Origin of the sequence: Luteolibacter luteus (assembly GCF_012913485.1) — a bacterium.
Taxonomy (GTDB): domain Bacteria; phylum Verrucomicrobiota; class Verrucomicrobiia; order Verrucomicrobiales; family Akkermansiaceae; genus Haloferula; species Haloferula lutea.
On sequence record NZ_CP051774.1, the window covers coordinates 2,887,971 to 2,910,353 of the forward strand.

Sequence of the window (22,383 nt, forward strand, 5' to 3'; positions counted from 1 at the left end):
CTCCAACGGGCACGGTGAAAGGATCAAGCCTTTCCTTGTTGCTCTTTCAACAGGTCGCGGATCTCCGCGAGTAGCTTCACGTCCGCAGCAATCTCCGGCGGACCGGAAACCACGGGGGCCTCGAAGCGCTTCTTCGCGGTGGTGTAGGCCTTCACCACGAGGAAGAGGGCAAAGCCGACGATCAGAAGGCTGATCAACGCATTGATGAGCGGACCTATGTCCACTTTCCCGATCATGACCGCACCGACCTCGGTACTGGGAGTGAAGGAAGTGATCGTCTTCAAAATCACTCCGGTGAACTCGGTGATCACCTTGCCGAAGGACGCACCGATGATGACACCGACGGCAAGATCCAGCATGTTGCCCTTGAGAATGAAGTCTCTGAATTCTTTGATCATGCGATTTGAGGGAAAGTTCGCCTCGCATCAAAGCAGCACTTCTAACACCACGCAATGAGGATTCTCCCCGGAGACCCGTGAAGTGTCTTTGAAATCACGCGATGCGGACCAATCGGCAGGAACCAGCCGCTCGATCTGTTAGAAGGACGTACGGTTCTGGATCTCACCTGGCACGGATGCATCCGTGCTACCTCACTTCGCCTTCACGGTGATCTTTCCGTGCATCTTGTCGAAGTGACCCGGAGACGAACAAAAGAAGGGATACTCTCCCGGCTCTCCGGCGACGAAATTCAGTTTTCCGCTCTGGCCACCGGCGAGCAGCTTGATGTGGCCGACCATCATGTCCTTCGATTCCTTGTCGGAGGGAATGTAGCCGCTGGCGGCGGCAGCAAGGCACTTCGGCGCAAAGGAAATGATCGTATTCCCCGGCTTGAGGAGCACGACGTTGTGCTTCATCGCCTTTTCACCCTTGTCGCTGGTATTCTTGAAGGTCAGGGAAACTTTCTGACCGCTGGTGACCTCGAAGGAGGTCTTGCTGTAAACCATGCGGTCATCCGCGCTGAGTTCGAGCTTCACCACATCCTGGGCAAATGCGGGGGCGGAAAGGAGGGCGGCGGCAGCGAGGAATGAGCGCATGGAAGGAGACGGGGCGGGTTTCGAAGTTCGCGGGCAAATACCAAGCCGATGCAGGCTCGTCAAAACGCCTTTGTTGCATGGGGGGACCTACGGCAATCGGGAGTTCCTTGACAGTCCGGGCGGGTCCGTGACGTTGAGGCACGCCATGAAGCCGCTGCTTGCCCTCGCCCTCGCCTTCTTCCCCCTCGCCCTGATGGCCGCGGACGAGAAGCCGTTGAAGGGGATCGACATCGATCTGGTCTCCGAAAACGCGGCGATCGCGAAGGGTCAGCCGTTCACCGTGGGGGTGAAAATCCATCACCACGAAGGCTTCCACACCTACTGGCAGAACCCGGGGATCGCCGGGATCCCGGTGAAGCTGCAGTGGGAGCTACCCGAGGGATTTTCCGCGGGGCCGATTCAGTGGCCCTACCCGGAGAAAACGCTGATGGCGGTTCATCCGGTGCATGGCTTCGAGCGGGACGTCATGCTGCTGGTGGAAATCACGCCCCCCGCAGAACTCCCCTCCCCCCGTGTGGCACTGAAGGCCACGGCATCGTGGATGGCTTGTGCAGATGGCTGCTACCCGGGGAGAAAGCTGCTTTCCTGTGAGATCCCGGTGGCCGAGGAGCCGAAGACCGATGAAACACTGGCGAGCTCTTTCCAAAAGGCCCGCCAAGAGCTGCCCCGGCCGCTGCAGGGCTGGAGCACCGAACTGCTTTCCGCTCCTGATGCCGAAGAAATCCGCTTCCGCGTGACTCCGGCCACTGGAAACGCAGCAGATCCGGGCGAGCTCTATTTCTTCTCCTCCGACGGACAGATTTCCTCCGATCCGCCACAACGCGTGGTGAAAACCGATGGCGGGTATGAGATCACGGCCGAGCGCTCGCCCTATGGACCGAAGAACAAGGCGAGCCTGCCAGGCGTGCTCATTTCCTCCACGGGCTTCACGAAGGACGGTGCCAAGTTCGCGACGATCGAGCCGGGAGTGACGGGCGAGGCTTCGGAAAAAGAAGCAGGCGCGGCAGCCGCTCCCCCGAAGTGTGAATGCGAGAAGGAGTGAGTCATCCTCCCCTCCGAGGGTTCTCCCTGATCCGATATACGCACAAAAAAGCCCCGTCCGCAGGTAGCGAACGGGGCTAAAAGTGAATGGCTAAATCGGAGAGCTTACTTGGCCTTCACGGTCATCACGCCCTGCATGATGGCGAAGTGACCGGGGAAGGTGCAGAGGTAAGGATAAGCGCCCGGCTCGGTCGGAGCGGTGAAGGTGATGGTGTCGGTCTCGCCACCGCCGATGAGCTTGGTGTGCGCGACGATGCGGGCCTTGGTGTCCGCATCTTCCGGGATGTACTCGCTCTTGGCAGCCTGCATGGCCTTCGTGGCGAAGGCAGGCAGCGCGGTTTCCGGCTTGGCAGCGTCCACCGGCTTGAGGATCACGACGTTGTGACCCATGGCGGTCTTCGGCAGCTGGCCGATGTGCTTGAAAGTCAGGGAGACCTTCTCACCCGCGGTGACTTCGATGGCCTTGGTGCTGTACTGCATCTGGTCATTGCCCGTGATCTCAATCTTCTTCTCCTGGGCGATAGCCGGGGAGACGAGACAGGCGGCGGCGAGGGTCAAAATCAATTTCTTCATACGCTCGGTGACTTGGAACGGCCGGAAAGTGAGGGATCTTTCACCACGGATCAACCTGCAATCCTCGCGAGATTTTCCAATTGGCCCCTGAACGTGTTTGGTTTTAACCGCCCCAAAGGACCCCGGCGATGCTGCAAAAGCGCCCAAGCGATCCGCATCCGCGAGCCGATTCTCAGAAGGACCACTGGTGACGCGCCCAAGCGAATCGCGGCACGGGATCAGGCGATCCGCAGGCTTGTAATGCCGGTCCTTCATTTGCCCCGACGAGCATTCTCAAGAGCCCGAATTGAGTCCTCCTGCGACGCTTGAAGCCGTCGCCATTTGTAGATCCCAAGGACGTCATGCCTATCCGTCCCGAGTTGCTGTTAGCCGCTTCGGAGATATCGTGGAAGAACGCATTTCCCCGGCAAACAGCGATTTTTCAAACGCAGTCTTTCCCACAGTGGAAATCCCGGAAAGTCTTCAAGGTGACGGGTTTTGCGCTCGCCAACTAACCGTTTTATGACTAGCTTTAGGCAGTTTTAAAAATTTCCCTGCCGCATTTGGCATGGGGCTTGCTCAACTGTCTCTGACCAATCCGCCGCACCATGAAGAAAATCGAAGCGATTATCAAACCGTTCAAGTTGGAGGAAGTGAAGGAAGCCCTCGCCGAAGTCGGTGTGCAGGGTATGACCGTAACGGAAGTGAAAGGTTTCGGCCGTCAGAAAGGCCACACGGAGATCTATCGCGGCTCCGAATACACCGTTGATTTCCTGCCCAAGGTGAAGATCGAAATTGTCGTGGACGACGCTCAGGCTGGCTCCGTGGCGGAGGCCATCGTGAAGAGCGCCAACACCGGCAAGATTGGTGACGGCAAGGTCTTCATCTCCACCGTGGAAGAAGCCATCCGCATCCGCACCGGCGAGACCGGTTCGTCCGCGGTGGCCGTGAACTGAGCCCGGTTCTCAATTTTTTCAAGCACCCGGCTTCCCCCTGAGGGAGCCGGGTTTTTTTGTGATCCAGGAGGTGCGCAGCCCGGTCCCCCCTTTATTCGGAAAGTTCCACTTTCACGCGGGCGAAGCGTAGCGTGCTGTCCGCGGGCCAGATGATCGTCCGCTTCACAAAGCCGGGGACCGCCGGGACAAAGGCCTGGGTGGATGACACGGCGCCCGGAGGCAAGGTCGTGGCTCCGGCAAGCGCCAAAAGATCCGTGGATGTCTCCACTTGGTACGAGAGTCCTCGTACCGCCGCATCACTCCGCTCCGGATAGCTGAGGATGATATTTCCCGCCTCCTCGGCCAGCCGCGGAAGAATGGAGTCGCCAGAAGAGAGCAGCATGGAGCCCGAGTTCCCTTCCCCGCCCAGGGCATACTCCAGGAGATTAATCATCCCGTCTTGATCGGGGTCGTCATCTTGACCGATCTGCGGCAGCCCGGCAGACCACGCTGCATAGGTGGGCTTCAGGGCGAAGCCAGGATTCGTGAGCGTGGTTGAAGCCGTGTCCGATTGGATCGTGGCACTCACGGTCAGGGTCGCAAGAGCCGGCATGGAGCTCCATGCGGCTTCCACCACGACGCTTTCCGCCGCTGCCACGGTCGCTTTCCGAACCGACCAGGTATCAGCATCCACTTGCTCGACGACCCAGCCGCTGGCAGTCACGGAAACAGGCGCCTGTCCCGCCGCGAAGTCGAGGATCAGCTCGGCATTTCCGGTGAGTTGGCCCCCCGTGTTCGCGAAGGTGAACTCGATGCTGCCCGGATACGCCTGGCGGAGCTCGGCAGGATCCGTGACCGAGCTCAGGCCGAGGGTCGTAGCCGTGAAATTGGCAGGCCTCATCCGGTAGCCCAGCGCAGCCATCTGGGCATCCAACTTCGTCGCGTAGTTCGGAACGAAAGTATCGTAGTTCTGAATGATGGACCCCGCCTCCATGAAGGTGCTGTGGGTGCCCACGATCGCCGGTTCTCCTCCCGGTCCCGAAGCAAAGGATGGAGTGCCGGAGTCCCCCACGATCAAATAGGCATCGTCAGGGGTTCCCGTGAGTCCATTATAGTCGAAGCGACAGAACTTGGTGTCGCCCTGAGGCCCTCCTCCATCGAGATCCCCAACGAGAAATCCTGCGATCGCTCCCTGTCCGGCCTTCGCTTGGAAACCGAAAACCATCAGCGGCGTGCCGATATAAGCGGCGTCATTCGCGAGGTTCAGGTAACGGAACGGCTTCACGGTGGAAGGCAGCGCGGCGCTAAAGGTCAGGATCGAGAGATCCGAATCCCCGCTGATGTCGCTGGCGATCGGCGTCATCGAAGTCACGGTCCGCTGGATGATCGCCCCATTCGAAGCCAAGAACTTCACCGAAGCGCCAAGTACCACCGGCGACACATGATGGGTGGCCCATACCGCATGTCGCGGCGAAACGAGGCCCGGCTGGCGGTGAGCGCTGGTGGCAAACCAGCCGAGGCCGGTGAACTTCGTCCAATCATAAAGAAAGGTCGGATTCCCCGCGTCGTTACCGGTGTTGAAATTCAGGAAGCGGTCGTGGAGCGCAGGATTGTACGATCGGATTTCCAGGGAGGAGGCCGGCAGGGTGAATGCCAGCAACAGCAGGTAGCGCAATGGGTGTTTCACGCAGCGCCGGTCTAACCAATCCATACCCCGGACACCAGAACTCTATTGTAAAGCGAATGACTTAGCCTTCGAAGGTCCAAGCCCGTTTCGCGCCGCCCTCCTCTGCCCGCCGCGTTTCGTCTTCGTGGTGGATGAGTTCGATCACCTTTGCGTCGCATTTCTCGGAAATCGCGTCGGCGAGCGCTTGGGAGTGGGTGACGATGATGATCTGGGTTTCCTTCGGCACCTTCGCGATCAGGTCCGCCAAGGGCGACAGCAGGCCGGGGTGAAGGCTGGTCTCCGGCTCATTCAGGACCAGCAGCGGCGGCGGCTTGGGCGTGCGCAGCGCCGCAGCAAGGCAGAAGAAACGCAGGGTGCCATCCGAAAGCTCCGCGGCATCGAGCCAGCGCTTGAGATCCGGACGGCGAAGCTGGAGCTGGAAGCCGCCGTTGTCATCGACGCAGCGCCAGTCGGCCCCCGGAAAAGCCTCCTCTACTGTCTTATCGATGATCTCGGCATAGCCTGCCTCGCGGATGCTCTGGAGATTAGCGGCAAGGTTCGAGCCGTCGTGAGCCAACACGGACGACCATGCGCCGACGCGCGGCCTGCGCATCGACGAATCGGGATCGGTGCGAAATTGATGATAAAAGCGCCAGCCGAGAAGGATCTCCCGCGTGGCCGTGAGTGCCGGAAAGCGCAGGCCATCCCGGACTTCGGAGAGCATCGACTCCGGGGCGTGAAAGGGCAGCGGAGAATGCTCCATTTTCCCATCCGGGGTACGCAGCTCGACCGCCGGGCCTTTCCGTTTCGCCATGAGACGGCCTTTTTCGCCGCCAAAGCGGAGCGTCTCCATCTTGATATCGGGGTCCGTCCGGAACTTCGTCATGAACTGCGGCGGGGCACCCGGCGCTATCGCAGGAAGCCCGCACTCCATCTCGAAGGTGAAGTCCTCATGCTCCAGTTCCCAGCGCACCCGATGCGGCTCGTCCTTCCGTCGCCGCCCAGCCCACATCAGGCTCGGCATACCTCCCTCCAGCGCGATGGCCTCCGCGAGGCGGCCGTCTGCCATCCGCTGCAGGAGCGCGAGGGCCCGGTAGAAATTCGATTTCCCCACACCATTCTGCCCGGTGATCACGGTGACGCGACCGGGCCTCAGGCGGAATTCCCGGAGCGAGCGATAGCCGCGGATATCGAGGGAACGGAGCACCTCTTCATCATCCTGAAACCCGCACCGGGGTAAAGATCGGGGCTCCATTTAATCCTGCGGGCCGGGATGGATGAGATGGATCGGATGAAAGGCAGCAGGTGGCCCCATCCGCATCCGTTCGCCTTTCGAATCCCTCCCCAAACTCTTGCCGCCTCCGGAAATGGCCGCTACTGCGGGGGCATGGGTTTGCGCACGAGCGACTTCCACTACGAGCTGCCGGAGGAGCTGATCGCCTCCCGGCCTCTGGAGGAGCGTGCAGCCTCCCGGATGATGGTGGTCCACCGTGACACGGGAAAGATCGAGCACCGGATGTTCCGGGACTTCCCCGGCTATCTACATCCGGACGATCTGCTCATGCTGAATGATACCCGGGTGATCCCGGCGCGGGTTTTCTCCGATGACGGGAAGATCGAGCTGCTCTGCCTGGACCGGCTTTCCCCGACCGAATGGCGCAGCCTAGTGCGGCCGGGCAAGAAGATGCGGCCCGGCAAGACCGTGAGTGTCGGCGGAACTACGGGAACCGTCGTAGATGTCTTCGAGAACGGCGATCGCCTGATCCGTTGGGACTCTCCCGTCGATCTGAATCAGCACGGTCATCTCGCGCTCCCTCACTACATGAAACGGGAGGACGAGCTGTCTGATCGCGAGCGCTACCAGACCGTCTTCGCAAAGGAAGAAGGTGCCATCGCCGCACCCACCGCCGGCCTGCATTTCACGCCGGAAATGCTGGCAGCGCTACCTCATGATTTCCTCACCCTGCACGTGGGCGTGGGCACCTTCCGCCCCGTACAGGTAGATACACCGGAAGAGCACGTGATGCATTCCGAGCGCTACTTGCTAAAGGAGGCTACGGCACAACGCATCAATAAGGCCGGGCGCGTGGTGGCAGTAGGCACCACCGTCACGCGGGTGCTGGAGCACCTCGGAAAGCAGATGCCCGGAGGCGGCAAGCGCCTGGAGGAAACGAGCCAGCAAGGAGAGACGGATATCTTCATCTACCCCCCCTATGAGTTCCGCGTGATCGGCGGGCTGCTCACGAATTTCCACCTGCCGGAAAGCACCCTGATCATGCTGGTAAGCGCCTTCGCCGGGCGGGAGCTGGTCATGGAGGCGTATCGCGAAGCGGTGCGTGAGCGTTATCGCTTCTACAGCTACGGTGACTGTATGCTGCTGGTCTGAGCGACTCAGCGGATACCCCACCAGACCAGCACCAGCGTGGGAATGATCATGCAAACGAATGCCGCCCTCGTCCAAGTCGCGGGCTGGTCCGGCCGAAGATGGTCTTCGAGCTCGTGAATGGAGACGAGCAGCATGCAGACACAGAGCGGCGCGAGCACCGCGATCAAGGGCTTCATGCTTAGCCAGTCACCGATCACGAGCTTCCACACTGAGACCTCTTCCCTCCCGCCGCCATGGGAATCGAAAAGCCGATTTCCAGCCGCACCTACGGGATTTCCCGCCACGTGATTACGTAATTGGATTAGGGGGTAAAATCGGACATTGTGATTCCGTAAGCAACGCCGTCGCCCCCAACGGTCGAGCCTACAAAATCCCCCCGAAACCTCGTCTCCCCCCACGACGATCATCCCCCCAAAGGGAAAACCCGCTGCCTTCGTTCCCCCAAACGGCGCTAGCGGGTTTTTCTTTTCCCCCGCGGCACCTCCCTGCCCTGCCGCGTTCCTGCAATTCCGAGATAACCGCTTGCCACGGAGGGCGGCGGGCTGTTTCCTCCGCCTGCTGTCAGGGGCCGTGGAGGTTCGGCAAGCGAAACCCGCCAGGCCTTGATCGGAGCAACGGTAGTTTGTCCGTGCTTGCCGCGGTTCCCTGGCAGCACTTTTTTTGCCCTCAATCGAAGTCGAGGTAGATCTCGGTGCGGCGGTTGGCGCGGCGCCCCTCGGGATTGTCCCCGCCGGATTCGGTGAAGTTCGGGCGACGCGGCTGCGACTGGCCCCGGGCTAGGGTAATGATCTGGTCTTCCCGCACTCCGGTCTTCACCAGGAAATCCTTCACAATGCCGGCGCGGCGGGCGGATAGTTGCTCGTTGTATTGCTCCGTGCCGAGGGCATCGGTGTGGCCGGAAATGGTGAGCTGTTTGTCGCGGTCGGTCTTCAGGATCTGCGCCACGATCTCCATCTGGCGCTCGGTGCGCGGGGCGAGGACATCCTCATCGAAGCCGAAGTAGAGGACGAGCGTATCTCCACCCTTCGGGTTCTTCACCAGCGGCGAGTAGTAGACATCGCCCCCCGCCACACGGCGCGCGTAGTCGGCCAGAAGCTGGTCGAGATTGACGTCGGAGACACGCCAATGGCCGCCATTCCCAGGCTGGCGGAGGACCATCGAGAACTCCGCGGCGTCACTGCCATCCGCATTCACCACCCGGGCGAGATAGCCCGCGGTATCGGGCCGCTGGAACATGGCTCGCAGCGGCTTTTCCGGGCGCAGGCGGTAATTGCCCTCTTCGAAAAGGATGCAAAGCCCCGCAATCTTCGCGTCCGAAACGGTGCTGGTCTCCGCGAACTCCTTCGCCATCTCGAACTCTTGGCGGAGCGTGGCTTGGAGGAAGGCATCCGCAATGCCGAGCGAATCGACGAGCACTGCCTTCGGAATCGGATCGCCGGGCGCAGGGGGCAGCGTGAGAGACTGCACCGACCATTTCCCGGCGCTCTGCTTCAGGTCGAAGAAAATGCGATCACGCCCGGTCTCCGCGCCATCGAGCCACAGTGCCCAGCGCGCGCGATTGTTCAGCTCGAGCTCGCCGACTTCCTGGACGGTATCCGGCTTGCGAAGCTTGATCTGCTCCCCGGTGGCCATCTGGGCGAGACGCTTGCGGGTCGCATCATCAAGGGCATCCCGACCGATCAGCTTTCCGAGAGTGTCGAAGTCCCCGGCTTCCAGGGCGGTCCCGATCTTCGAGAGCAAGTCGGCGGGATTTACTTCGGCGACGCCGACGCCGGCATTGGCGAGAGCAGCCTCGGGATCCTTCGGGCTATCGACCATCGATTCCTTTTGCGTGGCCGGGATGGGTTCCGACTTCGGCTCGGTTTCGGGCTCCGGCTTGCTCTCCACCTGCGCCGGTGGGGCCGGTGGAGCCTCCGGCGTGCTGCGGTTCACGTAGAGGACAGCCACTCCCGCGGCCAAGGCGACGGCACCGAAAAGGAAGGCGATGGGAAAGCGGGAATCGGACATGACGGGAAGGAAGGATGCACAACCCCTGGGCAGGCAGAGGGGGCCGGTCAGAAGAACGGATGCCCTTTCAACGTCACAGGGGCAACCGCTTTATCCCGAAAGCAGGTGAGATTCCAAAATCCGGTAAAGCCCCCGGGCTCACTTGTCGTCTTTCTTCTCCTCGTCCTTGCGCGGAAGCATGGGCAGATCCGCCCGCATGAAAACACCGTCCCGGAAAAACTGCAGCACGGTGGTCTGCACCGCGGCCATGGAGCCGAGGTAGAGGTAAAACTCCGGCGTGTTCGAGACGCGGTTCTGGTTCACGCCGATGATCAGGTCGCCCGGCCGGACCCGACCTTCTGCCAAGGTCCCCGGGCGAACGTTCCCCACCACCACGCCGGTGAGGCCGCGGTAGCGCTCTTCCGTGGTGAGATCACGGGCTTCAATGCCGATGGCCAGAAGCACCTCATTCGCCTCACGGGTCTTGCTCTGTGCGGCAGGTGCTTCGACCTCCGGTTGGCTCTCGGCAATCGTGGCCTCCAAGGTCATTTCCCCGCCACCACGGCGGATGATCAAGGGGACCTTCTGGCCGACGCGGGTGCGCTGCACCATGGTGATCAACTGGCTGACGCTGGTGATCGCCTTGCCATCGTAAGAGAGCACAAAGTCACCCTCCTTGAGACCTGCCGCCTCCGCAGGGCCGCCGGGAGCGAGGTAGCCGACAACCACGCCATTCCGCGTCTCTGCCATGCGCAGTCCCAAGTAGCCGCGGACCGGCCGACCGCGCTCAAGAATCGCGGAGAAGGTATCCTTCACGTCGTTCGAAGGGATCGAGAAGCCCACGCCTTGGAAACCGGGATTCAAGCGGTCCGAACTGTAGATGGCGGAGTTGATGCCGATGATCTCGCCCTGCAGGCTGACCAAGGGACCGCCGGAGTTACCAGGGTTGATCGCAGCATCCGTCTGGAAGAGATCCCGCTGGGTATCGGAGAGTGATCGCTCGACGGCGGAGATGATGCCTTGGGTAATCGTTTCACCGAGGCCGAAGGGATTGCCGATCGCAAAGACAATCTGGCCGCGCCGCACCTGGGAAGAATCCCCGAACTTCAGCGGGCGGAATTCCACGCCATCGGCCTCGATCTTAAGCACCGCGATGTCGAGCTGTTGGTCCTGGCCGATGAGCGAGGCGGGATAAACCTTGCCATCGTAGAGGGTGATCTGGATCTGGCGCTGCTGGGAAATCACGTGCTGGTTTGTCACCACGTGGCCTTCCTTGCTCACGATCACTCCGGAGCCCTGTCCCAGTGTCGGGACCGAACGGATGCGCTGGCGACCGAAGCGGTCGGGGAAAAGTTCGCTGCGCACGCCGGCGGTATCGATGCTGACCACGGAGGGCACCACCGCTTCGGTAAGCTTCGAGTATTCGGCATCGAGACGCGCGAGGAGCTCGACATCGCCAAGATCAAGCGGCGGACGGTCCGGCAGGGTGTATTTTTCGGGACGATAGGTTTGGCCTGACGAAGAGCCTGCACCTGAAAAGAGCTCGACGATGCCTTTCGAGCCGTTGCGCACCACGTAAACGGAGGCGAAAGCGACCGCGAAGACAGCCGCTAGTGCCAACAAGCGTCGGATGTCTTGTTGCATGGGTGGAATTGCAAGGGGGTTGGGAGCGCCTGAAACAGGGCGCGGGAAGGGTAATATGGCAAGGAAATCCGCCAGCGGGCAGGTTTGTCGGACAATTTTAACTCCCCGCGAGCGGCTTGGGAATCTGGAACTCGCTACCATCCCCCGCCGTGTCCGTCAGCAGGCGCAGGACCTTGAGGTATTCCGCCCAGACAGCGTGGTGCATCTCCACCTGCTTCATCCGGAGCTCATAGGGGTAATCCCGGTCCTGCTTGTCGAGGGTGCGCGCCAAGGTCCGCACGTTATCGGCCACACTTACTGCAGCCCTGTGGAGATCGCGGTCGCGGATCTCGATGAGGCTGAAAAGTTGGTCGAGCTTCTTGCGCGAGGTTTCGTGGACCTCGTCGAGCTCCTTGCTGAGCAGCTTTTCAGTTGAGGGCTCATTGAGCTTGGCGATCGGTTGGATCGCATCGCGGATCTCGCGGGCAAGGATTGCGCGCTGGAGGAAACGCGGACGGTTCCCCGCACCCTGCAGCGCCAGAAAACGGGCCGAAGCATGCTGAGGCATCGAGGCGGCAAGGCGGTTCAGGCGCACCTGCGTGGAAGGGTGAGCCACGAAAGCACCCACCGATTTCCCGCGGCCGACTTTCTGGATCTCGCCGAAGCCTGCAAGGGTCTCGGCGACGCCGGGCTTCGGAGAAGCGGAGGCGAGATCGCAGAGTTCCTCCACCGTACTGGCGAGCAGGACCTCATGATCCATGAAGAAGGCCGCATCATCCATCACCAGCAGCGCCGAGAGAAAGTCCTCCGCCTTCGCGGGAAGCACGAGACGCTCGGTTCCCTTCAGGGCGGAAAGCTCGCGGAGGCTTGCCCAGAAACCCGGGGGGAGATGGAGCGTGCCATCCTCTCCCACAACCGCGAAGGCCATGGCGGCGGGTTGCTTCCCCGTCATGGCGGCGTCGAGAAGAACGGCACCGGTACCCGACAAGACGCCACCATTTCGGTCAGGGGCATAGGAACTCATCTCATCCCATTTGAAGGAAGCCTCTACTCCTCCCTGCAAGCCGGCAAAGCGTTTCGAGATCACATACGCCAAGCCGCGGGTCGATGCCTGGAGTGCATCACCGGGGTGCTCCAATCCCCATTTGATCTCCAGCTTCCCGCTCTCCGAGCCGGCGATCACCTTCGCGTTGACGTTCACGATGCCGAAGCGCGGGGCTTTGGTCTCCCTATTCACACCCCACAGAGGTACGGGGACAGAGGGATCCGCCAGCTCGACGGCAGGCAGGATCGGCTTCTTCACCATCGGCTCTGGCTCAGGCTCCTCTGGCTCCGCTTCTTTTTTCTTAAAGGAATCTGCCGGGGCAATCCAACCGTCCCATGCTCCCTGCTCGCCCTTCTCGCGGCGAAGCTTCGCCTTCGGATGATCCGGGTCCGCAAACACCATCACATCGCCGAGACATGCCGCCAAAGCTTGGCCATCGGCTCCGGCTTCAGGCATCTCCAGCCATCCGAGGATCTGCCAGACACGGCTGCAGCTACGCTCCAGCTCCTTTTCATCAGCTTCGTCCGGCTGCCCGCCTTCACGCAGTTTTCCGATGAGGTCGCGGGCTTCGCGATTGGCGGGATCCAGCGCGAGCGCCAGCCCGGTCATCTGGGCGACGGCGCGCAGGCCCGTTTCATTCTCCGGGAGATTGGCACCGGCCAACACCGTGACTTGGCGGGAGAGGGTCGAGATGGTGTCCACATCCACCGGCAGACGATCTCGCCGGAAGGGCACCGGTCCTTCGGCCGGGGGGACGAACTCCGCATGCACCACCGCCACGAACGCCAGGAAGGCGAAAGCAAGCCATCTCATCCGCTTCATCCTATGGCCCCGATACGTCATTTCGCGAGCGGGAATTTCCGGGCCGATTGAGGATTGGAAGATCGGCAATCCATCGCTTTCCTTGGCCCGTGCCACTGCCTGCCGATCTCCATCTGACCACCCGAGAGGAAGTGATGTTCTTCGATACCGATATCGGTGGCGTGGTCCACAACCTGGCCTACTTGCGGATGATCGAAACGTGCCGGACCAAGCTGGCGGGAAAGATGGGAATGGATCTGAAGTCGATGGCTGAGACGAAGGTCTTCCCCGTCGTCGTGCGCACGGAAATCGACTACAAGCGTCCGGCAACCCTGGGTGACGCACTGCTGATCCGCGGTCGGCTGGATGAGATGCAGCGGGCGAGATTCTGGTGCGCCTTTGAGATCCGCAGGGAAAGCGACGATGCCTTGCTCATCACCTGCCGCCAGGCCTTGGCATTGGTGCAGATGCCGGAAGGACGGCCCATGCGGATGCCGAAAGAGTGGCAGGAATGAGGATGCCCCCGGACATGATCCGCCTCTGAACGACAGGGGCTGTTCAAGGACGGGAACTTTTTGTTAGACTGGAAGGACCGACTTCAATCGAGGAACTTCCCCGGATTCAAGATCCCCTGCGGATCGAGCGCATCCTTCAGGGAGCGGTGGACGTCGAAGGAAACCTCGCCGAGGGCTTGGCGGATCCACGGCTTTTTCGCGAGTCCAACACCGTGCTCGCCGGTGATGGCTCCACCGTGATCGAGCACCCACGCGAAGAGCTGGTCCAAGGCATGCTCCGCCTTTTCCCGGGTGACCGGATCCTCGAATCCCGCGACCATGAGATTGGTGTGGATATTCCCATCCCCGGCATGGCCGAAGCAGGCCACCGGAATGCCGGTATCCTCCTCCATTCGCCGGGCAAATTCGACGAGCTCCACCAGCTTCGAACGAGGCACCACGATGTCCTCGTTCAGCTTGGTCAGGCCGGTATCACGGAGTGAGTAGGAAAACTCGCGGCGCATCTGCCAGATTTCCTCGCAAGCCGCTTCATCGGCCGCGAGGTCGGCGCGAAGGGCACCAAGCTCTTCCAGAAGGGCGCGGATCTCCTCGATCTCGCTTGTCACGGCCGCAGGCCGCCCGTCGATCTCCACGATCAGGTGTGCTTCACCCGGCGGAAGCTTTTGTTCGCCCAAGCGCTTGCGGGCGGCGGCCAGGGTAAAGCTATCCGTGATCTCCAAGGCGGAGGGGAGGTGGCCACGATTCAGGATGGCCTGCACGGCGGCTGCCGCCGCCGGAAAGTCCGGGAACACTGCCGCAAGCATCGCGCGGGCAGGGGGCTTCGGGATGAGCCGCAGGGTGATCTCCGTGACGATGCCGAGCATCCCTTCCGAACCCGTGAAAAGGCCGCAGAGATCGAAGCCGGTCTTGTTCTTGTGGACACGGCCGCCGCAACGCATCACGCGGCCATCGGCGAGGACGACCTCAAGGCCGAGGACGTAGCTACGGGTCACGCCGTACTTCAGACAGCGGGGGCCGCCGGCATTGGTGGCGATGTTCCCACCGATCGAACATTCCTTCAGGGATGCAGGGTCCGGCGGATAGTCCCAGCCAAGAGCCCGGGCGGCCTTCTGGAGCTCCACCGTGATCACGCCCGGTTCCACAACGGCCACGCCGTCAGCCGGATTGATCTCGATGATCCTCTTCATCCGCGCCAACGAGAGGACAATGCCCCCCTCCACCGGGACGCAGCCACCGACGTAGCCGATCCCGGCGCCGCGGGTGGTCACCGGGATGCCATGCTCGCTGGCGTAGCCGAGGGTCTTGGAGACATCCTTGGTGGACTCGGCGAAAACAACGAGGTCCGGAAGGGACTTCGCATACCACTTGTCAGCAGCGTGAACTTCAAGATCCGCCTCGCGGATGGAAACCTTTCCGGGGCCTAACAGCTCGGACAACTCCGCGGCAATATCCGCCACCGTCAATTCGGATGCTTCGGCCGGCTCCTGTTGCCCGGCGCTTGGATCGGCACCGGCTTCCTGCACGGGCTTATCGAGGTCCTCGAAAACCGAATCGTCATCCGATTTTACAAACTCGGTTTTCGCGCTCGTACGGGTCGGAGTGCCGTGGACGATGAATGAGGATCGTTTGGGTGGCAGGAACACGCCGGAATTCTCCCGCGGGTGCCGGGAACGGTCAATCCGCGAGCCGCTTGTTTGTTTCCCGCGCCAAGCTGATCCCGCTGGCAATCCCCTTAAAACGAAAAGGGGCCGCGCACTCGCGCAGCCCCCATAAATTTCGTCATGAAATTCAATCGTCAGCAAGTAACCAGCTCACCGACAGAGGAGTTGTTGCAGAAATCCGCCACTTTGTCTTGTCCCTAAGATTTGGGACACGCCGCTCTGAGGCTCCTTCGGGCCCGGTCCCCTACCCCGGAAACGAAAAGGGGCCGCGCACTCGCGCAGCCCCTATAAATTTCGTCATGAAATTCAATCGTCAGCAAGTAACCAGCTCACCGACAGGAGAGTTCTCGCAGAAATCCGCCACTTTGTCTTGTCCCTAAGATTTGGGACACGCCGCGGGGTCAGGACAGGTCCAGGAACCCTCTCCGGATCGCTTCGCTCACCGCCGCCGGGAGGTTCCGCACGTGGAGCTTGTCGAAGCAGCGCTTGATATACTCGGTGACGGAATGCTGGCTAATACCCAGATGATCAGCGACTTCCTGCCGGGTGAGACCCTTGGCGGAGAGCTGAAGGACATCGCACTCCCGCGCGGAAAGTGCCTCCGCTCCCGGTATAGGACTCAATTTCCGGAAGGTCTGCAGGATCATCCCGGCGATCTTGGGATCGAGGGGCGTGCCCCCCGCCAAGACTTCCTCCAAGGTGGCAATCAGCCGGGTCGCGCTGCCAGCTTTGACCAGATAGCCGTGAGCGCCAGCCTCCAAAGCAGCGAAAACCTTCGCCTTGTCCGTGAATGCCGTGAGAACCAAAACCTGCATCAGCGGGGCAAGCTCGCGAATCTGGCGGATGCCATCGACACCGCTCATTCCCGGCAGTCCGAGATCGGAAAGAACCAGATCGGCTTCCAGCCCGCCACGGAACGCCTCGATGGCGTCCTCCATGGTAGAGAATTCGCCCACACACTGGTAGCCACGGTCTGCTAGGACCATCGAAACCGATTCCCGGAAGTCAGCATGGTCCTCCACCAAGACAAGGCGGATGTTCGCATTCTCGGCCGGCGTTCGCGTGGTGGTTTTCTCGGTCAACGGCGTATTGATAGCCCGGCATGGGAAGCTTCGCAATTGCGGAGCCTATCGGGGGATCATTTGCCGTGAAGGGCGTGCTTGGGATCGAGCGGGATCACCAAGGTCAGCTCCGTCCCTTGCCCCGGCTCGCTCTTCGGCGTGAAGGAAGCTTGGAGCGCTTCCGCCCTTTTCCGAAGAGCCCGGAAAGTCGCAGGCCGGGCCAGGCGCTCCGCATCAATGCCGCGGCCGTCATCGGCGATTACCAGATGGAACTGTCCGCGGGCGACCTCCACCTGCACCTGAACTTTCGCAGCCTCCGCATGCCGGAGGATGTTATGAAGCGCCTCCCGGACGTAGAGGAAGAGGTTGCGGTTCGCGTCATCCGACATCTCGCAGGCCCAGGCCGGCTCGTTGGCCGTAAACTTCCAGTCATGGGTCTCGAGCATGATCGAGCAGGTTTCCCGGAGGTGCTCGACGGTAGCGATCCGATGGTCACCCCCGGGGCGCAAAAGCCAGACGATATCCCGGACCGCGCTGACTGTCTCCGCGGCGATGCGCTGGATATTCTTCAACTCCCCGGAGCCTCCGGTACGGCGCTCCGCGAGATCCGCGAACATCTGGATGCTCCCTAGATTACTCCCCACCTCGTCGTGCAGGTCGCCGGCGATGCGATCCCTGACTTCCTCAAGCTGGCGCTTGCTGCGGAGCCGGTAACGGAGCGGGAGCGCCACCAGGACCACGGCACCGACGGCACCGAGGATGACCACTGTAGCCAGCAGGCTTCGCCGCCACATCCCCACAATTTCATCCCGCTCCTTCTGCAAGTGGTAGCGGCTGGTCTCCAGTTCCAGACGGTGATTCAAGGACAACAACCAACTGCGATCGGAAACCAACTTCCCCTCCGGCCCATATCCGTCAGTCAGGCTGGCGAGACTCCAATACTGCGATCCCGAGCTGATGATGGTGCCAGCCATGCCGGAGGTCCTGACGAGCGATCCAAGCCCTACATTCGTCTCTCCCTTGAGGATCTCCACTTCACTCAGAGCCGCGAATGCCGGGAACTTCTCGTAGACCTTCCAGAGCTCAGTGATCTCGATCCGGACGTGGCTCCCCTTGCAAGGTCCCATGGACACCAGAAAGGGATTGTGGCCGGGATTCGCGGTTTCGATCCGCTTTTCGACCAAGGGCATTCGCCCGCGCTCCTTGGGCTGGCCGTCCCAGACACTGATCACGAAATTCTTCGGAAATCCGAATCCACTCGGCAGGTCCGAGGTGGGACGTTTGGCCGGAAACAGACGGATCGAGTCGAACTCCCGGACGCCCCCCAAATCGAGCTCAAACCATACTGGGTCTCTTGCGGAATCACGGGCATCCGACATCCACCCCACATTTGCATGAAGCTCGCCGGGGATCTCCGGAAGACCCAGCGGCGTTTGCCCGTCAACGAGATAGTCATTGCTCCACTGCCAAGGCGCGGGGGGCGGGCTTCCTCCGGAATTATCCACCTCCGCACCTCGGGCCAAGTTGTGATCTCCTTGGAAGGCAAGGGCCTCTGCCCACGCGTGTACGTGATGGTCGGAGTCGTCCGAATCCAGCGGCAGCTTTTCCGCGATGATTTTCATTCCCCATGCTTGAACCGGAGGGGAAACCGGGAAGACGTAGGGATGGCCCGATCGCACGGGATTCGTTCCAGCGCCGTTGACCTCGGCGATTTTCGCCACGGTCTGCCCCGTCTCGCCGATCAAGTAGACCGAGAAGGCCTCCGGAGTTCCGAAATCGGGATTCGGGCCGTAGACTCCATAACGGCGCGCAGGGACCAGCGCGATCAGGTCGGCCATCCCCGGTGCTTTGAAACGAACGGTAATCGAAAGTTCCCCCTCCTGCTTCAGGAGTGGCCCCCCATACCGGATGGCCAAGCCGCCGGTGCCTCCTTGGTCGCCAACCGGTAAATTCGGCAGGCCCGGGAGCTCCGCCTCAATGGCCTGCAGTTCTTTTTCGATCTTCCCCGGTCTCGCGGACAAGCTATTCGCCAAGCGATACTCCCAACTTGCCTCTTGGCCTGAAAGCAGGCCCGGGAGAAGGATCAGAAGAATCTCAAAGCATCTCCGGCGGGTCATGCGGGCGCAGGCTAGGCATAAAGCGGGAGCTTAGCCAGCCTCGTCGCGATATCCGCTACGCCCGCGCCCGTGACATCTTGCGGTCCGGTCTTCTAGCGGCGGCGCCGGAAAAACCCTGCCATTCCGAGGGCCCCCAAGAGGAAGCCGGAAGGTTCGGGAATCAGGCTCAGAGCGTAACCATTACCAGTCTGGGCACTTAAAATGTTCCCGACATGTCCCGTTCCGACAATCTCCACCTCCGAGGGGATGGTAAGATTGAAAATTACACCCGTGGCAAGGGATACGTCCGGCGGGAAAAAAACCGGGCTAGGGGCCGTGAAGACAACCCATGCCGGGCCCGATTCCTGGATACTTGTGCCGCTTCCAATGAAAACGGCGATCTCCTGACTATTGAAGGAACTCGGTCCGCTAGCGGTGATCTCCCCATTTGCTTCCCCGGTGTCCACCAAGGAACCAAAGGAATTGAACACTTGGGTAGCACTGTCCCAAGTGCCTACCGCCAAGGTAAAATTGGCAAGAGGCAAACCGTCAAAGGGGTTCGTCGGCCTGAATCCCTGATTGGGCAAGCCCGCAGAGACTGTGACCGTGGCAGCATCAGCTGATCCAAGGGTCAGGAGACCAACCAGGGCAAAGAGGGAGGGAATCTTCATGTTTCTGGCTTCTTTGGCTTTAGGGGTAATGCAGCCGCAGATTTCCGGAGCTACACTGGCTGCCATCGCCCTTTACCTTAAATAGAGAGGGGGCAGGAAAACAAAGAAGCGGATGAAGCCGAAGCTTCACCCGCTCTTTGAATCGATAAACTATATCGCTACCGCGGAATTAGCGGCGACGACGGCGAAGGAATCCAACCATTCCAAGTGCGCCAAGCAGAGCGGTCGACGGCTCGGGAACGAAGTTCAGGTTGTAGCCTTGGCCTTGCACAAGCGGACCGAAGTTGTGAGCTTCGTTGCCCTTGGCAAGGAAGGTCACGGATCCCGGTGTGGTGGCGTTGAAGCCCACAGCGGTGGCTTGCGACACGTCGGCAGGGAAGAGAGTGCTAGCGTTCGTGGAAGCGAGCACCACCCAATTCTGGCCGGACTCAGCGATGCTGGAGCCGGTGCCGATGAAGAGAGCGATAACCTGACCATTGAAGGTGGCAGGACCCGTTGCGGTAACGGAGCCATTCACTTCTCCAGTATCCAGAACCGAAGATCCGAAGGTAGAGAAGACTTGCGTAGCTGCATCCCAGGTACCCACCGCCCAGCTGAAGCTGGCAAGGGGTTGAGCAACGCCGCCGACGATGGTCGTCGGGGTGAAGCCTTGGGTCGCCGGCAAGCCCGCGCCCACGTCAATTGTAGCAGCTTGGGAAGCCCCGGTGCACAGCAGACCGAGAGCGGCAAACAGGTTAAGCAATTTCATGTCGTCGTTTTATTATAGTTGGGAATTATTGACCAACAACCGTAGCCGGATACGTAATCGTGCTGGCCGGCGTTGCACCGAGGCGTCTGACCACGGCACCGGTGCCTTCCTTGAAAGGCTCGGTACCCGCATTCGAAGAATCCGAGAACTTCATCATGGTCAGCGGAGCGAAATCAGCAGCCACGTAAGTGTCCACGTTCTGGGCCGGGCGAAGGATCTGCAATTCGTCGTAGTTCGCGCTCTCACCCGTATACTCCGTCAGCTGAGTGTTGAACTGCAATCCGTTCAAGGTGCTACCAGCGGCAGCAGGAGTGCCTACCCAGTTGAAATTCGGGAAAATATCAACCTGAGTCTTGGTCACCTTCACAGTGCCCGTGGCAACGAAGGAAAGAGCACCGCCGAAGCGCTTGATCTTCACTGCGCTTCCCGGCTCGATGATCGTGTTGCTGCCATCGGAGGAATCCGAGGTCTTCATCCACACACCTTCAGCCGCACCCCAGTCTTCAGCGGTAACCCACGAGTAGATGGTGACCGACTGCGTGACAGGGTTAAGAACCTGCACTTGGTCAGCGTTGCCGGTACCGGTGAAGGGGATCAGACCCGGGGCATTGAGACCCAAGAAGGTCTTCAGGGTGCTGTGCTTGCGGACACTGACTTGAGTGTTGGCAGGAAGTCCGGCCGGGAAAGCGTCGTTGACGGTGATCGAGGTAGCGGTGGAGGACGTCACGGTGGACCACCAGCCTTCGGAAGTGCCCGAGGTGATCTCAAGAACGTAGGTGGTGTCCAGACCGGTCGGAACCGAACCGCTGAAAGTAATGGTGCTGCCGCCGGATGGGCTGGCGGAGGAGGCGCTGGCGAAAACGGTGGCTTCAACCAAGGAGGGCGAGATGTAGGTGTCGCCGTTGGCTGCGATATCCACGGTCAGATAGCCCACCGGAGTGGTGGAAGCAGCTTGCGCCGCGCCGACAAGCAACGCTCCGAGAAGCGCGAAGGGGATGATTGGTTTCATGACGAGACTGGGTTTAGGTTCGGATTCTGATTTCGTCGAGGAAAAAGCACGGGGCGGGGTGACGCTTCCGTCACGCCACGTCGGCCCTCGCGAACTTTCTCTCTTCACAATCGTCATTGACGCTGATTCCCGGGTGCTTCGCAAGATCTTTTTCAGAAGGCACTTAAATCCCACTTATTCAATGGATTGCTCGCTCATTGCCGCCTTTGCAAGTGACAGGTAATACCCCAAAAAGAGAGCCGGAGCTGTCCCACTTTCTTGTGACACCCAAGCGGCGAGAAAAATTTTAAGAACGCGTGACCCGGAGGACGGAAGCGCCATTTTGCATTCACTCTATCAGCCCGATTCACCGCAGTGAACCCCTCATTTCTGCGCAAAAGTAGTTTTCAAATTTGAGAATAGCGCAGAAGAAGAGGGATTTTTGCAACGCCGGAGAAAAGATCGAAAAGTATCTTTGGGGCTTTTTGATGATTAAGAAATCCGAATTACAAATCACTTCCGGATCTGTCCTCCCTCCCTGATGTCGCAAAATCAGCCACCCTGAGCCGCGAAGATCATCGCGGCTCAAATGAATCTGCCTCATGCGGACGGGGAGACCACCGAGGCCCCCCACGCAGCTCACCAAGCGGTAAGCTCGCGGAAATGGTTCATGCGCTCCTCAAGTCCGGCGTCATCCAGCGACTCCAGCTTGCGGGTCGAAAAGGCCTCGCAGGTGAAGGAGGCGAGCACGGAGCCATGGACCACGGCATTCCGCAGGGCCTGGAAGTCCGGGCGGGTCGTGCCCTTGGCCGCCAGATAGCCGGCCAAGGCACCCAGGAAGCTATCGCCGGCACCGGTGGGATCGACGACTTCTTCGAGTGGATAGGCGTGGCTGCGGAAGAACTCCGGCTTCTCGCCGGCAGAGAAAAGCATGGCTCCGAATTCGCCGAGCTTGATGACGACGTGCCGTGGCCCCTTGGCGAGAAGCGTGCGGCCGGCCTGAAGAAGGTTGGGGGTGGAGGCAAATTCGCGGGCCTCGCTATCGTTGATGACGAAGAGATCGATCTTTTTCAGCACCTCGTGGAGACGCTCGTTCGCGATCTCAATCCAAAGGTCCATGGTATCCGCAATCACGAAGCGATCGGCAGCACTGCACTGCTCCAGCATCTGGAGCTGGTTGTCCGGAGACATGTTTGCCAGCACGACGAAGGCGGACCGTGCGGCTGCGCCATTCACTTTCACCGACCAGTTCTCAAGCACGTTAAGGCCGACGCGGTGCGTCGTGCGCTCGTTCATGTTATTGAAGTACTCCCCGGACCACGTGAAGGAGTCGCCTTCGGAGCGCTCTACATTCTCCAGCGAAATGCCGCGGGATTCGAGCATGGCAAGATGCTGCGGCGGGAAGTCCTTTCCGACGATGCCGACGAGATGCACCGGGCTATGATAGAAGGATGCTGCCAAGGCCGCGTAGGCTGCCGAGCCACCGAGAAGTTCCGTCTCGTCCGCGAAGGGGGTTTTGACGTTATCGATGGCAATGGTTCCTCCGACGACAATGGGCAGCGGCTCAGGCATGG

The 22,383-nt window shown here is 60.7% G+C and carries 20 protein-coding genes and 1 other RNA gene; 5 read left to right on the forward strand and 16 right to left on the reverse strand.

The window, feature by feature from the left end; translation table 11 throughout:
• Positions 1–23 precede the first annotated feature (23 nt).
• Complete coding sequence (gene mscL / locus HHL09_RS12060) at positions 24–398, reverse strand: large conductance mechanosensitive channel protein MscL (protein ID WP_169454887.1); 375 nt, start codon at positions 396–398, stop codon at positions 24–26.
• A gap of 192 nt (positions 399–590) precedes the next feature.
• Positions 591–1,034 (reverse strand): plastocyanin/azurin family copper-binding protein, encoded by a 444-nt coding sequence (locus HHL09_RS12065; protein ID WP_169454888.1) that lies wholly within the window; start codon positions 1,032–1,034, stop codon positions 591–593.
• Positions 1,035–1,179: 145 nt separating this feature from the next.
• Here HHL09_RS12065 and HHL09_RS12070 point away from each other — a divergent pair, with 145 nt between their 5' ends.
• Entirely contained in the window at positions 1,180–2,076 is an 897-nt protein-coding gene (locus HHL09_RS12070) for a protein-disulfide reductase DsbD domain-containing protein (protein ID WP_169454889.1), read from the forward strand.
• Positions 2,077–2,180: 104 nt separating this feature from the next.
• On the opposite strand, the gene azu is transcribed toward HHL09_RS12070, so the two are convergent.
• Positions 2,181–2,648, reverse strand: coding sequence for an azurin (gene azu, locus HHL09_RS12075; protein ID WP_169454890.1), 468 nt, complete (start codon positions 2,646–2,648; stop codon positions 2,181–2,183).
• A gap of 587 nt (positions 2,649–3,235) precedes the next feature.
• Here azu and HHL09_RS12080 point away from each other — a divergent pair.
• Positions 3,236–3,583, forward strand: a complete 348-nt coding sequence (locus HHL09_RS12080) for a P-II family nitrogen regulator (protein ID WP_169454891.1) — start codon at positions 3,236–3,238, stop codon at positions 3,581–3,583.
• Between the two features lie 91 nt (positions 3,584–3,674).
• Here HHL09_RS12080 and HHL09_RS12085 read toward each other — a convergent pair whose 3' ends face one another.
• Positions 3,675–5,249: a hypothetical protein gene (locus HHL09_RS12085; RefSeq protein WP_169454892.1), complete on the reverse strand. Its 1,575-nt coding sequence runs from the start codon at positions 5,247–5,249 to the stop codon at positions 3,675–3,677.
• A gap of 61 nt (positions 5,250–5,310) precedes the next feature.
• Positions 5,311–6,435: an AAA family ATPase gene (locus tag HHL09_RS12090; RefSeq protein WP_169454893.1), complete on the reverse strand. Its 1,125-nt coding sequence runs from the start codon at positions 6,433–6,435 to the stop codon at positions 5,311–5,313.
• 186 nt (positions 6,436–6,621) lie between these two features.
• Here HHL09_RS12090 and queA point away from each other — a divergent pair, with 186 nt between their 5' ends.
• The gene (gene queA / locus HHL09_RS12095; RefSeq protein WP_343224879.1) at positions 6,622–7,614 is read left to right on the forward strand and encodes a tRNA preQ1(34) S-adenosylmethionine ribosyltransferase-isomerase QueA; all 993 of its coding nucleotides are present in this window, start codon (positions 6,622–6,624) and stop codon (positions 7,612–7,614) included.
• A gap of 5 nt (positions 7,615–7,619) precedes the next feature.
• On the opposite strand, the gene HHL09_RS12100 is transcribed toward queA, so the two are convergent.
• Positions 7,620–7,898, reverse strand: a complete 279-nt coding sequence (locus HHL09_RS12100; RefSeq protein WP_169454895.1) for a hypothetical protein — start codon at positions 7,896–7,898, stop codon at positions 7,620–7,622.
• Between the two features lie 275 nt (positions 7,899–8,173).
• On the opposite strand from HHL09_RS12100, the gene ffs reads away from it, so the two are divergent.
• Positions 8,174–8,268: signal recognition particle sRNA small type (gene ffs, locus HHL09_RS12105), an RNA gene on the forward strand.
• A 12-nt stretch (positions 8,269–8,280) separates the two neighbouring features.
• On the opposite strand, the gene HHL09_RS12110 is transcribed toward ffs, so the two are convergent.
• From HHL09_RS12110 to HHL09_RS12120, 3 genes are all read right to left on the reverse strand, one after another.
• The gene (locus HHL09_RS12110) at positions 8,281–9,621 is read right to left on the reverse strand and encodes an OmpA family protein (protein ID WP_169454896.1); all 1,341 of its coding nucleotides are present in this window, start codon (positions 9,619–9,621) and stop codon (positions 8,281–8,283) included.
• A gap of 138 nt (positions 9,622–9,759) precedes the next feature.
• Positions 9,760–11,244, reverse strand: coding sequence for a trypsin-like peptidase domain-containing protein (locus tag HHL09_RS12115; RefSeq protein ID WP_169454897.1), 1,485 nt, complete (start codon positions 11,242–11,244; stop codon positions 9,760–9,762).
• A 97-nt stretch (positions 11,245–11,341) separates the two neighbouring features.
• The gene (locus HHL09_RS12120) at positions 11,342–13,081 is read right to left on the reverse strand and encodes a hypothetical protein (RefSeq protein WP_169454898.1); all 1,740 of its coding nucleotides are present in this window, start codon (positions 13,079–13,081) and stop codon (positions 11,342–11,344) included.
• Between the two features lie 98 nt (positions 13,082–13,179).
• Between HHL09_RS12120 and HHL09_RS12125 the strand changes: the two genes are divergently transcribed.
• Positions 13,180–13,584, forward strand: a complete 405-nt coding sequence (locus HHL09_RS12125; protein WP_240963777.1) for an acyl-CoA thioesterase — start codon at positions 13,180–13,182, stop codon at positions 13,582–13,584.
• Positions 13,585–13,667: 83 nt separating this feature from the next.
• Here the strand turns inward: HHL09_RS12125 and HHL09_RS12130 are convergent, their stop codons facing one another.
• From HHL09_RS12130 to HHL09_RS12155, 7 genes are all read right to left on the reverse strand, one after another.
• Positions 13,668–15,227 (reverse strand): FAD-binding oxidoreductase, encoded by a 1,560-nt coding sequence (locus tag HHL09_RS12130; RefSeq protein WP_240963778.1) that lies wholly within the window; start codon positions 15,225–15,227, stop codon positions 13,668–13,670.
• Between the two features lie 419 nt (positions 15,228–15,646).
• Positions 15,647–16,327 (reverse strand): response regulator transcription factor, encoded by a 681-nt coding sequence (locus tag HHL09_RS12135; RefSeq protein WP_169454899.1) that lies wholly within the window; start codon positions 16,325–16,327, stop codon positions 15,647–15,649.
• Between the two features lie 56 nt (positions 16,328–16,383).
• Positions 16,384–18,423, reverse strand: a complete 2,040-nt coding sequence (locus HHL09_RS12140; RefSeq protein ID WP_169454900.1) for a histidine kinase — start codon at positions 18,421–18,423, stop codon at positions 16,384–16,386.
• A 92-nt stretch (positions 18,424–18,515) separates the two neighbouring features.
• On the reverse strand, positions 18,516–19,139 hold the full coding sequence (locus tag HHL09_RS26850; protein ID WP_425491665.1) for a PEP-CTERM sorting domain-containing protein: 624 nt from the start codon (positions 19,137–19,139) through the stop codon (positions 18,516–18,518).
• Positions 19,140–19,242: 103 nt separating this feature from the next.
• Complete coding sequence (locus HHL09_RS12145) at positions 19,243–19,821, reverse strand: PEP-CTERM sorting domain-containing protein (protein WP_169454901.1); 579 nt, start codon at positions 19,819–19,821, stop codon at positions 19,243–19,245.
• A 25-nt stretch (positions 19,822–19,846) separates the two neighbouring features.
• Positions 19,847–20,830: a hypothetical protein gene (locus HHL09_RS12150; protein ID WP_169454902.1), complete on the reverse strand. Its 984-nt coding sequence runs from the start codon at positions 20,828–20,830 to the stop codon at positions 19,847–19,849.
• Between the two features lie 618 nt (positions 20,831–21,448).
• A complete protein-coding gene (locus HHL09_RS12155) occupies positions 21,449–22,381 on the reverse strand; it encodes a PfkB family carbohydrate kinase (RefSeq protein ID WP_240963779.1) in 933 nt (310 codons plus the stop codon).
• Between the last annotated feature and the right edge of the window lie 2 nt (positions 22,382–22,383).